Annotated in this window: 16 protein-coding genes; 8 read left to right on the plus strand and 8 right to left on the minus strand. The window is 68.4% G+C overall.

Annotation, left to right across the window (positions count from 1 at the left end):
* Nucleotides 1-7: 7 nt before the first annotated feature.
* Both NL241_RS06725 and NL241_RS06730 read right to left on the minus strand, forming a co-directional pair.
* Entirely contained in the window at nt 8-1,036 is a 1,029-nt protein-coding gene (locus NL241_RS06725; protein ID WP_494397092.1) for a sensor histidine kinase, read from the minus strand.
* Nucleotides 1,023-1,754, minus strand: a complete 732-nt coding sequence (locus tag NL241_RS06730; RefSeq protein ID WP_494397093.1) for a response regulator transcription factor — start codon at nt 1,752-1,754, stop codon at nt 1,023-1,025. Before NL241_RS06730 ends, NL241_RS06725 begins: the two co-directional genes overlap by 14 nt.
* A gap of 89 nt (nt 1,755-1,843) precedes the next feature.
* On the opposite strand from NL241_RS06730, the gene NL241_RS06735 reads away from it, so the two are divergent.
* The 5 genes from NL241_RS06735 to NL241_RS06755 all read left to right on the plus strand — a co-directional run bounded on the left by NL241_RS06735 (nt 1,844) and on the right by NL241_RS06755 (nt 5,434).
* Complete coding sequence (locus NL241_RS06735) at nt 1,844-2,497, plus strand: glycosyltransferase family 2 protein (RefSeq protein ID WP_494397094.1); 654 nt, start codon at nt 1,844-1,846, stop codon at nt 2,495-2,497.
* Nucleotides 2,497-3,138: a TIGR04282 family arsenosugar biosynthesis glycosyltransferase gene (locus tag NL241_RS06740; RefSeq protein WP_494397095.1), complete on the plus strand. Its 642-nt coding sequence runs from the start codon at nt 2,497-2,499 to the stop codon at nt 3,136-3,138. The genes NL241_RS06735 and NL241_RS06740 overlap by 1 nt, the downstream gene beginning before the upstream one ends.
* 1 nt (nt 3,139) lies before the next feature.
* A complete protein-coding gene (locus NL241_RS06745; protein ID WP_494397096.1) occupies nt 3,140-3,775 on the plus strand; it encodes a methyltransferase domain-containing protein in 636 nt (211 codons plus the stop codon).
* Between the two features lie 76 nt (nt 3,776-3,851).
* A complete protein-coding gene (locus tag NL241_RS06750; RefSeq protein ID WP_494397097.1) occupies nt 3,852-4,943 on the plus strand; it encodes a molybdopterin-dependent oxidoreductase in 1,092 nt (363 codons plus the stop codon).
* The gene (locus NL241_RS06755) at nt 4,940-5,434 is read left to right on the plus strand and encodes a hypothetical protein (protein ID WP_494397098.1); all 495 of its coding nucleotides are present in this window, start codon (nt 4,940-4,942) and stop codon (nt 5,432-5,434) included. The genes NL241_RS06750 and NL241_RS06755 overlap by 4 nt, the downstream gene beginning before the upstream one ends.
* Here the strand turns inward: NL241_RS06755 and NL241_RS06760 are convergent.
* Nucleotides 5,360-6,703, minus strand: coding sequence for a hypothetical protein (locus NL241_RS06760; RefSeq protein ID WP_494397099.1), 1,344 nt, complete (start codon nt 6,701-6,703; stop codon nt 5,360-5,362). The two genes, NL241_RS06755 and NL241_RS06760, sit on opposite strands and share 75 nt — an antisense overlap.
* A gap of 74 nt (nt 6,704-6,777) precedes the next feature.
* Between NL241_RS06760 and NL241_RS06765 the strand changes: the two genes are divergently transcribed.
* Together NL241_RS06765 and NL241_RS06770 are read left to right on the plus strand one after the other, a co-directional pair.
* Entirely contained in the window at nt 6,778-7,455 is a 678-nt protein-coding gene (locus tag NL241_RS06765) for an AzlC family ABC transporter permease (protein WP_487691620.1), read from the plus strand.
* Nucleotides 7,448-7,774 (plus strand): branched-chain amino acid transport AzlD family protein, encoded by a 327-nt coding sequence (locus tag NL241_RS06770; RefSeq protein WP_494397100.1) that lies wholly within the window; start codon nt 7,448-7,450, stop codon nt 7,772-7,774. The genes NL241_RS06765 and NL241_RS06770 overlap by 8 nt, the downstream gene beginning before the upstream one ends.
* Before the next feature lies 1 nt (nt 7,775).
* Here the strand turns inward: NL241_RS06770 and NL241_RS06775 are convergent, their stop codons facing one another.
* The gene (locus NL241_RS06775) at nt 7,776-8,591 is read right to left on the minus strand and encodes an LLM class F420-dependent oxidoreductase (protein ID WP_494397101.1); all 816 of its coding nucleotides are present in this window, start codon (nt 8,589-8,591) and stop codon (nt 7,776-7,778) included.
* A 91-nt stretch (nt 8,592-8,682) separates the two neighbouring features.
* Nucleotides 8,683-9,492, minus strand: coding sequence for a sigma factor (locus tag NL241_RS06780; protein ID WP_494397102.1), 810 nt, complete (start codon nt 9,490-9,492; stop codon nt 8,683-8,685).
* A 47-nt stretch (nt 9,493-9,539) separates the two neighbouring features.
* Between NL241_RS06780 and NL241_RS06785 the strand changes: the two genes are divergently transcribed.
* Nucleotides 9,540-9,896, plus strand: a complete 357-nt coding sequence (locus NL241_RS06785) for a DoxX family protein (protein WP_487691616.1) — start codon at nt 9,540-9,542, stop codon at nt 9,894-9,896.
* Here the strand turns inward: NL241_RS06785 and NL241_RS06790 are convergent.
* Genes NL241_RS06790 through NL241_RS06800 form a run of 3 tightly spaced genes read right to left on the minus strand, consistent with a single transcriptional unit; the run spans nt 9,884 to nt 11,972 of the window.
* A complete protein-coding gene (locus NL241_RS06790; protein ID WP_494397103.1) occupies nt 9,884-10,498 on the minus strand; it encodes a pyridoxamine 5'-phosphate oxidase family protein in 615 nt (204 codons plus the stop codon). The two genes, NL241_RS06785 and NL241_RS06790, sit on opposite strands and share 13 nt — an antisense overlap.
* 38 nt (nt 10,499-10,536) lie before the next feature.
* The gene (menE, locus tag NL241_RS06795) at nt 10,537-11,628 is read right to left on the minus strand and encodes an o-succinylbenzoate--CoA ligase (protein ID WP_494398253.1); all 1,092 of its coding nucleotides are present in this window, start codon (nt 11,626-11,628) and stop codon (nt 10,537-10,539) included.
* Between the two features lie 41 nt (nt 11,629-11,669).
* Nucleotides 11,670-11,972, minus strand: coding sequence for a DUF3349 domain-containing protein (locus tag NL241_RS06800; protein WP_487691614.1), 303 nt, complete (start codon nt 11,970-11,972; stop codon nt 11,670-11,672).
* Between the last annotated feature and the right edge of the window lie 196 nt (nt 11,973-12,168).

Raw genomic sequence — 12,168 nt, forward strand, 5'->3', positions numbered from 1 at the left:
GGCCGGCTCAAGCCTCCGTAGCCAGCGGCAGCCGCACCTCGAAGCGGGCTCCTGTGTCGAGGTTGTGCGCCGACAACGTGCCGTGGTGGGCCTGCACCAGGCCGGCGGCGATGGCCAGACCCAGCCCTGACCCGCTGGGCAACGACGAATCCAACCGCGGCACACGCCCGTTGGAGCCGCGGTAGGCCACGTCGAACACCCGCCCCAGGTCGGCTTCGTCGATTCCCACTCCGGTGTCGTCGACCCTCGCCCAGGCGCCCTGCTCGTCGCGGCCCAGCTCCAGCCTGACCGTACCGCCGCAGGGGGTGTGGGCGATCGCGTTGGCCACCAGATTCGACAGCACCCGCACCAGCGCGCGGTCGCTGCCGATCACCTTGACCGGCGCCCCGGGCAGGTCGGCACGCAACGCGACACCGGCCCGATCGGCGGTGATGCGGTGGGCGCGCACTACGTCGTCGACCACCTCGTCGAGGGCCACCCGGTCATAGGACGCCGTGACGGCCCCGGCGTTGATCTTCGACATCTCGAACAGGTCATCGACCATCTCGGACAGCCGAATCGATTCCTGCTCGATGTGTTTGGCGTGTTCACGGACCTCGTGATCACTGACCACGCCGTCGGCGATGGCTTCCGACACCGCGCGGATGCCGGCCAGGGGGGTGCGCAGATCGTGGCTCACGAAGGCCACCAGCTTGCGCCGGGACTGTTCGGCGGCGCGTTCGGAGTCGCGGATCTCCTGTTCCCACACGGTTCTTCGGGCCTGATAGCGGGCCAGCATCACCGCGGCGGGAATGGTCACCACCGACACGATCACCAAGACGATGGCCGTTTTCTCGAATGTCTCGGTGATCATGAAGCTACTGGCGCCCAACACGCCGGCGAATGTGGCAACCACCGGTATCAGCACCAGGACCACCATGCTGACCGCCAGCGACCAGCTCCGGGCCACCCGGATGATCAACGCCCCCAACAGGACAACGGGCACCGAGGAGGCGAGCACGAGCAGGACGATCTCGGTCACGTCAGCCGGCGGCATGCGGGTCCTCGTCGGCCGCGCTCTGCCACAGATAGCCGCGGCCCCACACCGTCTGTACCCGGTGGTGGTCACCGAGTTTGGAACGCAACCGTTTGACGTGGACCGTCACCGTGGACAGGTCGCCGTAGTCCCAGTGCCACACCCGCTGCAGAAGTTCCTCGCGGGTGAACACGGTGTCGGCGTGGGTGAGGAAGAACATCAGCAGGTCGAACTCACGGTTGGTCAGGCCCACCGGGCGGCCCTCGAGGGTCACGGTGCGCGAGGCCGAGGACACCGTCAACTCACCGACGGTGATGTCCAATGGCAACGCGCCCAGCGGCGACGGCGACCTGCGCAGGACCGAGCGCACGCGCAGCGCCAACTCACGAGGACTGAACGGTTTCGTCACGTAGTCGTCAGCGCCGGCTTCGAGCCCCGCGATCCGGTCGTCCTCCTCGCCGAGGGCGGTCAGCAGGATCACCGGCACACTGAAGTCACCCGCCTGCCGCAGACTGCGGCACAAGGTCAGCCCGTCGGGTCCGGGCATCATCACATCGAGCACCGCCACGTCGATCCGTTCCGTGCCGAGCATGCGTAACGCGTCGGTGCCGTTGTCGGCGACAGCGACTTCCAACCCGTCACGTTCCAGGTATCGGCGCACGACATCGCGGACGACCACGTCGTCGTCGGCGATCAGCACACGCGCGCCCACGGCTCCCAACTCACCATCTCCACTCATTCGAAGCTCATCTACCTGCGATGATGTAAGGCATTCGTCACCGACGGCGGTCCGGATCGGTGCCAATTTCACTGCTACCGTCGGAAGTCATGCCCGACTGTCCGGTCACGGTGGTGCTGCCCTGCCTCAACGAGGCCGAGGCCCTGCCCGGGGTGCTCGCAGCAATTCCCCCGGGGTACCGGGCGCTGGTCGTCGACAACAACAGCACCGACGACACCGCCGAGGTCGCGCGAGGTCACGGCGCCCAGGTGGTCGCGGAACGGGTACCGGGTTATGGGTCGGCGGTGCATGCCGGTGTGGTGGCCGCGACGTCGCCGATCGTGGCGGTCATCGATGCCGACGGGTCACTGGATCCCGGCGATCTGCCGCGGTTGGTGGCCGCACTCGACGGCGCCGAGATGGTGACCGGACGGCGGCGGCCGGTACGGGGGTTGCGCTGGCCGTGGCACGCCCGCCTGGGCACCGCGGCGGTTTGCTTCCGGTTGCGTCACAAGCATGGCCTTGCAGTCCACGACATCGCACCCATGCGGGTGATGCGTCGGGACGATTTGCTGAACCTCGGTGTGCAGGACCGCCGATCGGGGTATCCGCTGGAACTGCTGGTCCGCGCCGCCGCGGCGGGTTGGCGAGTGGTGGAACTGGATGTCGCGTACGGACCCCGCACCGGTGGGGTGTCGAAGGTCAGCGGTTCCGTTCGGGGGAGCTTCCATGCCGCGGTGGACTTCTGGAAGGCGATCAACTGATGGAGCTCCCTTGCTGTCTTCTCGTCGTAGCCAAAGCTCCGGTTCCCGGGCTGGCCAAGACCCGGCTGGCCGCATCGATCGGTGACGACGCCGCCGCCGACGTCGCCGCGGCGGCGCTGCTGGACACTCTCGATGCGGTTGTCGCCGCACCCGTGACCCGCCGGGTGGTCGCGTTCACCGGGGATCTGACGAAGGCGGCGCGGGCTGCTGAGATCCGGGAGCTGCTGGCGTCGTTCGTGGTGATCGAGCAGCGCGGTGACGGTTTCGCCGAGCGCCTGGTGCACGCGCACGCCGACGCTTCGGCCGGCCTGCCCGTGCTGCAGATCGGGATGGACACCCCCCAGGTCACCGCCGAACTGCTGAGTGGTTCGGCGCGGCAACTGCTCGACGGTGACGCGGTGCTCGGCATGGCCGGCGACGGCGGATGGTGGGCGCTGGGGGTCAGCGCGGCGACGACGGCGCAGTGCCTGGCGGACATTCCGATGTCGCGATCCGATACCGGTGCACAGACATTGGCAGCGCTGCGGGCCACCGGCGCCGAGGTGACGCTGCTGCCGGAGCTCGATGATGTGGACACCATCGACGATCTGGATGCTGTCCGGGCACTGTGCGGCCCCGCGAGCAGATTCGTGGGGGTCTGACATGTTCGGCCATCTCTATGAGCGTGCCCTCAACGGTGAACGCTGCTGGATCCGCCACGACGACGGCAGCACCGACCGGTTGCCGGTGCGCACCTGGCTCGGCGGGCGGCAGGCCTCGAAAGCCGAAGCGCATTTTGACGCGGTGGTGCTCGACATGTGCGATGGCCCGACGATCGACTTGGGCTGTGGCCCAGGACGTTTGGTGGCCAATCTGGTGCAGCGGGGAATCCCGGCACTGGGGGTGGACCTGTCGCCGACGGCGATCGACCTGGCGCGCGACAGCGGGGCGCCGGCCTTGCGGCGCGATCTGTTCGACCCGTTGCCGGGCACCGGGCGCTGGCACAACGTCCTGCTGGCCGACGGCAATGTCGGTCTCGGTGGCGACCCGTGGCGGGTGTTGCGCCGCTCGGCGGAACTGCTGCGCCACGGTGGCCGGTGTCTGGCCGAATTCGACCCGCAATCCCATGGGGTGAAGGTGGATTGGATTCGGCTGGAGACCAGGAAAACGATCGGCCCGTGGTTCCGCTGGGCGTGGGTGGGCGTCGACTGCGCTGCGCAACTGGCCTCCGATGTGGGCCTGGCCGTCGACGACATCCACTCGATCGGCGACCGGGTGGTCGCCTCCCTGGCCGCCTGATGCCCCCGCCCCCCTCTGGCGAGCGCGCGTGTCTGTACACAACACGCCGAGGGTTTCCGTACAAATCTGTGCGCTCGTGAGCCGAACCACCCTGCGCGGCACCGCGATCACCGGCCGAGTCGGGGTGTGGCTCGGCATCGCCGTCACGGTGTGTTTCCTGACCGGGCTGATCAGCCACCTCATCCAGCATCCGCAGCCGTGGTTCCCGTGGCCCACCAGACCGGTGTGGCTGTACCGCCTCACGCAAGGACTGCACGTCGCCACCGGTATCGCCGCGGTGCCATTGCTGGTGGTCAAGCTGTGGTCGGTGTGGCCGAAGCTGTTCGAACGACCCGTGATCGGCTCACCGCTGCGGCTCCTCGAGCGCGGCTCCATCCTGGTGCTCGTCGCCTCGATGATCTTCCAGCTGGTGACCGGCCTGATGAACATCGCGCAGTGGTATGCGTTCGGATTCTTCTTCACCACAGTGCATTACGCGATGTCCTATGTGGTGTTCGGCTCGGTGATCCTGCACGTCGCGGTGAAGTTGCCCGTCATCCGTCGTGCCTTCGAGGAGCCGACGGATTTCGGTGTTCCGGTGTCACGGCGGGCCGTCTTGCGCGGGACGTGGCTGGCTGTGGGCGTGGCGACGACAGCCACCGTGGGGCAGAGCGTGCCGTGGCTGCGTCATATCTCGGTGCTGGCACCGCGCTCGGGTGACGGGCCCCAGGATCTGCCCGTCAACCGCTCCGGCGCCGAGGCGGGCGTCCTGCGGACCGCGCGGGCACCCGACTACCGGCTCACCGTCGTCTACGGTTCCAACACCACGAGGTTCACCGTCGAGGACCTGAACAACCTGCCGCAGACCACGCACCGGCTGCCGATCGCCTGTGTCGAAGGCTGGAGCCGCGACGCCGAGTGGACCGGTGTGGTGCTGGCCGAGCTCGTCGCCACCGTCGGGGCGCCTCGCGACGCCGATCTGCGGATGATCTCGCTGGAACCGCCGGGGCCGTACTCTCGGACCGTGCTGCCGGCGAAGCACGCCCGCGACGACAGGACGCTGATCGCGCTGAAGCTCAACGGGCAGACCCTCGACATCGACCATGGGTATCCCTGCCGGCTGATCGCCCCGTCGAGACCTGGTGTGCTGCAGACGAAGTGGTTGACGCGTATCGAGGTGGTCACATGAGGGCCGCGCTGGGCGTCGCGGGCGCGGCGCTGATCGGTTACGGCGTGGTGTTGCTGTTGGAGAATTCCTGGCCGACGTTGCTGCGGATCGTGCTGTGGGCGCTGGCCGGTGTGTTGCTGCACGACTTCGTGTTCGCGCCGCTGGTGGCCGCGTTGGGTTATGCGGGCCGACGGGTTCTGCCACGCACGGTCTGGACGCCGGTGGCGGTGGCGGCCCTGCTCAGCGTGACGCTGGTACTGCTGGCGGTCCCGGTGTTCGACACGCCCGGCGCTCGACCGACCAATCCTTCGGTGCTGGACCGTGATTACCCGACCGGGCTGTGGATCGCCCTGGCCATCGTCTGGGTCCTCACCTTCGCCTACGTGGGATTTCGGCGCGTTGGTAACCGCTCAGCGGTTACCAACGCGCCGAAATCCCTACCAGTTGGTGAGGATGAGGTGGTTGAGCAGCAGCGCGCCGACGACGTTGAGCGCCAACCACCACCGGCGTGAGGCCACCGGCAGCAGCGCCGGAGCGGCCGTCAACCACACCATGAACCCCAGCCAGATGCGTTCGGTCTCCGCCTTGCTCAGCATGCTCAGGTCGGCGCACAGGATCGCCAGCAGCGCCGCCAGCACCAGCAGGTGAATGCCGGACCGCGCGCGAACAGCCGGCCAGTCGAACGCCCGCGCCACACCCGCCACGCTGCCCAGACCGATGGCGCACACCGTCGACGCCAGATTGGCCCAGCCCCAGTACTGGAAGGGCCGGTCCAGCGCGATGCCCTGCCAATACCGTTCCTGCACCGCGTGATAGCCGTCGAACCACCAGAATCCGGCCGCGTAGAACACCGCGGCCACCACCGATGCCGCGACCACCGCCACGCCCAACGTCCGCAGCGCCACCCGCACGGACGACGCCGACACCAGTACCGCCACCGCGGGCAGTGCGATCAGCCCCAGCCCGTAGTTCAGGAAGATGGCCCAGCCGAGCAACAGTCCCGCCGGTGCGGCGCACCACCAGGAGCCGCGCACGCTCAGGGCCAACAACGCGATACCCCAGGCGGCGACACCGGCGAAGTACCCGTCGGCCGACACCGCGATCCAGATGGCCGTCGGCGCCACCGCGACGAACGGGGCCGCGCCGCGCGCGAGGTCCTCCCCGGACAGCGCCCGCACCGCCACCAGGATCCCCGCGGCCGCCGAAGAGCCGACGAGCAGACAGAACAACCCGGCCCAGGCGCCGCCGCCGAGCCCGATCCGGTCCAGCCAGACGAATGTCAGCAACGCCCCCGGTGGATGCCCGGACACATGCGTCATCCACGAATCCGGTTGATAGTCCACGATCCGGCCGGCGAATGACCGCACCGCGTACGGAATGTCGTCGATGGTCGGCACCTGGCGCAGGTACTCGTGCGTGGCGGTGAGCCGCCCGGCGAAACCGCGCTGCCAGCCGTCGATCATGGCCAGCGAGAACGCCCAGGCCGCCGACGTCACCCACGTCACCAGCAGCAACGTCCGAAATCCCAGCCGCTGCGCCACCGACTGACCCCACCGCACCGCCGCCAGACCGATCAGGATGGCGGGCACCGTGCCCCACCCGACGTGCGCGTCCCACCACCCGAAGATCGGTGCGGCGCCGGCGAACGCCTCGAACCGTTCGGCGTCGGCGTTGATCAGCGGGGTGACGATGCCCAGATGGAGCTTGGGGACGACGAACGCAGCAGCAACCAGAAGTACGGCCAGGGCGACGGCAACGAACTCACGGCGTCCGGTCTTCACACTCTCCCACCCTATGTGCCCGGCTGCGGGCCCGGTCTGACGATTCGGTGACCCCGGTGTCGCACACTGGGCGGATGGCTCATTCCCTACGGCAGGTGTTCGCCTTGTCGGCGCCGATCGGTCTGGCGTTCATCCCACTGGGGATGGCGCTGGGCTTTGTGGTGGTGCACGCCGGACTGGCGTGGTGGTGGGCGCCGACGTTCGCCGCCGTGATCTACGCCGGATCCCTGGAGTTCCTGATGGTGCCGCTGGTGGCCGCGGCTGCGCCCGTGGCGACGGTCGCGTTGACCACGTTCATCGTCAACGCCCGCCACATCTTCTATGCGCTGTCTTTCCCGCTGCACCGGGTGCGCGGGATCCCCGGCAAGCTGTACAGCACCTACACGCTCTCCGACGAGGCGTATGCCGTCGGTGTCAGCCCGGAGGCCCGGGACTGGACGACGCGGCCGATCCTGCTGATGCAGCTGTGTTTCCAGTTGCTGTGGGTGACAGGTGCGACGCTCGGGGGCGTGCTCGGTGAGGCGTTGCCCATCGAACGGCTGGAGGGGTTGGATTTCGCGCTGACGGCGTTGTTCATCGTGCTGGCCATCGACGCCTACCGGCAGCGTCCCGATCCGCTGACAGCTGTCTCCGCCGCCGCGTGCGCGGTGGCTGCATGGGTGGTGGCCCCGGGTCAGCTGCTGGTGTGCGCATTCGCGGCGTTCACCGCGGTGCTACTGCTGCGCAAGCATTTTGGAGGCGACGATGCCTGACAACGGTTACATCGCGCTGTTGGTGGCGGTCAGCGCCGCCGTGACGTGGGCACTGCGCGCGCTGCCGTTCGCGGTGCTGGCACCCATGCGGCACAGCACGGTGGTGCGGTATCTGAGCGTGCACATGCCCGTCGGGGTGATGGTGATGCTGGCCATCTACACCCTGCACGGTGCGCAGCGACAAACCCCACGGGAGGTGCTGTTCCTGGTGATCGGCGTGGCCGTCACCGCAGGCCTGCACCTGTGGCGGCGGCAGGCGCTGCTCAGCATCCTGGTGGGCACCGCTGTCTACGTCAGCCTGGTCTCGGCGCTGGCGTGAGTCAGCTCCGATTGGCCCGCCACTTCAGCAGCCTCTCCAGCGCGGTGAAGTCGTAACCGTCTGCCGTGGGCCGAATCTCGGTGGTGAACAGTGTCGCTCCGGCGTCCACGTACTGGTCGGCGCTGTTCTCGTCCTCCCACGGCACCGACCGTTCGATATCACCATCGGCTCGGCCGAACCCGGAAGCCAGCTCACCGAGGCGGGCACTGGCCTGCCGGTACAGCTCGATCGGCAGGAAGGTGTGCCACACGTCGGCGTGCCGGGCCACCGCGGGCAGGGTGCGCTTCTGGCCCGAGCCGCCGATCAGGATCGGGATCTTGCGCACCGGTGCGGGATTGAGTTGGCTCAACCGGCTTTCGATACGCAGCAGGCCCTGGTCGAACAGGTCCGCCCGCGACTTCACCGTGCCGAAGTCGTAACCGTATGTGGTGTAATCCTTTTCGTACCAGCCGGCGCCGACACCGAGGATGACGCGGCCACCGCTGATGTGGTCGACGGTGCGCGCCATGTCGGCGAGCAGGTCGGGATTGCGGTACCCGATGCCGCTGACCAGCAGGCCGATCTCGGCGCGGGTGGTGATCTCACCCCAGGAGGCCAGCGCCGTCCAACCCTCGAAGTTCGTCACGTCGGGTTGGGTCTCGGCCAGGATCGGCAACGCATCGACGATGCCGGCGAAGTTGGGGGCGTGGAAGTGGTCGTAGCCGAAGATGATGTCGGTGCCCAGCTCTTCGGCGCGCAGGACCGCCTCGCGCCACGTCCGGTAGTCCGGTGCTCCGCCGGGAATCAACTGCACACCGGTCCGAATGGGTCGCGACATGGATCATCTCCTCAGTGAATAGGGCTCTCCCCGTGGACAAGTCGCCCACCTGACCCCTTATTCCTCGGCAGGCGATTAAATTCGGGCTGATTCAAAGGGGCGCGATGTCGACGACGCTGATCCGCCCCGCCTCGAATGTCAGCCGGATGACGATCCGTACCCGGCCGCCGGCCACGATCGCGATCACCGGTTCGCCGTCGACCACGGTCACCGCGCCGGCGCGGGCGCGGGCGGCGAACAACCGCGTCTCCTCGGCGACCGCGCGGGCACCGTGCACCGACGTGGGCACTTCCGCGGGCACCAGGATCGGGTCCACCCGGCGCACCACATCGGGTGCCAGGACGTCGAGGAGGGTGGCGATGTCCCCGTCTCGGGACGCCGCCAGGAACGCTTCGGCCAGCCGGACGTGATCCCGGTCTGCGGGTACCGCCGCGGCTCCCGCCACGGCCCGTCGTGCCCGGCTGGCCAGCTGCTTGGCCGCCGACGGGGTGGTGCCCAGCGCCGCGGCGATATCGGCGAACGGCACCCTGAACGCGTCGTGCAGTACGAACGCCACCCGTTGGGCCGGGGAGAGCCGGTCCAGGAGCACCAGCATCGCCAGGCCCACACTGTCGACCAGATCGGTTGTCGCCCTGTCCCATTGCGCGACGTCCTCATCGAGTGGCACCCAGGTTCGCCGGTGCCGCAGCATGTCCAGGCATTCGCGGCTCAACACAGTGGTCAACCAGCCCGCCGGGTTACGCACCGCACCGAGATCGGCGCCCGCGGCCTTGAGCCAGGTCTGCTGCACGGCGTCCTCGGCGTCGTGCGCCGAGCCCAATATCCGTACCGCCACGCTCATCAGGCGGGAGCGGTGCTCGTCGAAGACGTCGCTGACCTGCACAATGTCACCTCTTCCCACGCTGAAACGTCAACAGGTCGCACAAACCCTAAAAGCGGAGGAAGAACATGACTGTAACCCTTTATGTGGTGGTCACGGTGGTGACCGCGGCTGCCAACCTCGGTATCGCCGCCGCCGATCTGGCGCGCGCCCGTTTCGTCCTGGCCAACTCCGCCGAGGTGGGCGTGCCGCAGTCCTGGATCACCCCACTGGCCCTGTGCAAAGCCGCCGGTGGCCTGGGCCTGCTGGCCGGATTCGTGGTGCCCGCGTTGGGCTGCGCTGCCGCAACGGGTTTGGTGCTGTTCTTCCTGGGCGCAGTGGCGGTGCATGTGAAAACCCGGGTGCTGCACAACCTGGCGTTCCCATTGACCTACCTGCTGCTGGCGGTGGCATCGTGGGTAACGGCACTGGCTCAGTACAACTGAGTGCGCATACTCTCCTCGCTGAACTGCGCTTCCAGTTCGGCCAGGCTCAGGCCGGCATCCATGGCCTTGACCATCTGCGCGACGCTGGGCAGCGCGTCCGGCTGCCAGCTGTCCGGTTTCCACGCGTCCGAGCGCAGAAAAGCCTTGGCGCAGTGGAAGAACACCTCTTCGATGGCGATCTCCAGCGCCAGGATCGGACGCTTGCCGGCCACGACCAGCGAATCGAAGTAGTCGGCGTCGGCCACGATGGTGGCGCCGCCGTTGATCCGCAACGTGTCACCGCGACCAGGCACCAGGAACAGCGTGCCCGCGCGGGGCCGCTGCAACACGTTGAGGTATCCGTCGACGCGCTTGTTGCCGGGACGCTCCGGAATCGCGATGGTCGTCGAATCGATGACGTGAACGAACCCGGGCGGGTCACCTTTGGGGGAGACGTCGATGTTGCCGTCACTGTCGGTGGTCGCCACAAAACACAACGGCGAATGCGCCAGCCAGTCGCGGTGAATCGGCGCCAGCTTCGGGCTGACCTTCTTCTTCACGGCTTCGGCCGGTTCTCCGACCAGGGCGCGGAGCTCTTCGACGGTGCTGACTTCACGGCGCATGGGTTACATGATGCTCCGCGGGGCCGCCGATTCCGCGGCTACGTCGAGAAGCGGGCCACCAGCGCACGGCGGTCCAGCTTGCCGATCCCGCGCCGCGGCAGCTCGTCGACCACGTGGATCTCCCGCGGTGCGGCCGTCGGATCCAACGACTGCGCGACATGCGCGCGCAGCTCAGCCACCGTCGGCGCGGGGCCGGACAGCACCAGGGCGGCCACCACCCGCTGGCCCAACCGGTCGTCGGGGAGCCCGAACACAGCGCAGTCGGCGATCCCGGGCCACGTGGCCAGTACCGCTTCCACCGGCTGGGGCAGTACCTTCAGCCCACCTGTCGTGATGGCCTCGTCGATACGGCCCACCACCCGCAGTACCCCATCCTCGAGCACCCCGGCGTCGTCGGTGCGGAACCAGCCCGGTTCGGCGAACGGGTCGTCCACCGGAACATTGCGGTAGCCCTTGGCCAACGTGGGCCCACCGAGCACGATCCGGCCGTCATCGATGCGCACGCCCACCCCGTCGAGCGGGACACCGTCGTACACACACCCGCCCGCGGTTTCACTGGAACCGTAGGTGCGGACCACCGAGATACCCGCTGCCGCAGCGCCTTCCAGGACAGGCGCCGGCGCGGGCCCGCCGCCGAGCAGCACCGCGTCCAATTCGGCCAGCGCCTCGGTGGCGGCCGGGTCGGGCAACGCCTTGGCCAACTGTGCGGCCACCAGGGAGGTGTAGCGGCGCCCGGGGCCCATGGCGGCCACGGCGTCCGGCAGCACGCCGACGTCGAATCCGTTCGACAGGTCGAGCCCGATGGGCGTGGTGCCGGCCAGCACGCTGCGGATCACCACCTGCAGTCCGGCGATGTGATACGAGGGCAGCGCCAACAACCACCTACCCGGGCCGCCGAGTCGGGCATGCGTCGCGGTGGCGCTGGCCGTCAACGCCGCCGCGGTCAGCATGGCGCCCTTCGGGGTGCCGGTGGTCCCGGAGGTCGAGACGACGAGCGCCACATCGTCGTCGATCTCCTCGCCGGCTCGCAGGGCGGTCTGCAACAACTCCGCCTGGCGCGGATCACCGGGAGGCAGCGGCAGCAGGGCGTTCCCGCGGCCGTCGAGAACCGGCTCGAGTGCGGCCGCCAGCGCCGCTGCCGACGGCGGGACGACGAGCGTGCGCAGCGTGGTTATGGCCGTTCCTCTGCGTCGCGGGGGTCATCCAGCGGCCACCCTTTGGCGGCCAGCCGCTCCCGCACCCGTTCGATATCGGCGGGCGACGGCAGGCCGTCGGTGAGGCGGACGATCTCGGCGCCGATGTCGGCGTCGTCGAGGTCGGGGCGGTTGAGCAGTTCGCGGGTCACCTGCTTCACCTCGTCGGTACTCAGTCGGCCCGACAACAGAGCGAACAAGGGCAGGTAGTCGTTGCGCGGCACGCCGTCGGGGTAGCCGGCGCGCAGCCAATTCACCACTGCGCTGAGGAACCGGTTCACGTCTTCACTTCCGATCGAGGGGCGCTTTGATGGTGTGCCGTCGTGTGCTCGGCCAGACGGTACCCGCCTGGAGGCAAACGGTTCGTTTCATGTCCCCACCGGAAGAGGTGTACCAACGGCCGCCATGGTTTCGGTGAACGGCAGATGAACGTCACCTGGGAGTATGTATAAAGGCAGCTCAGCTAACGCTGCGAGG

It is taken from the genome of Mycolicibacterium sp. SMGY-1XX (assembly GCF_059132455.1).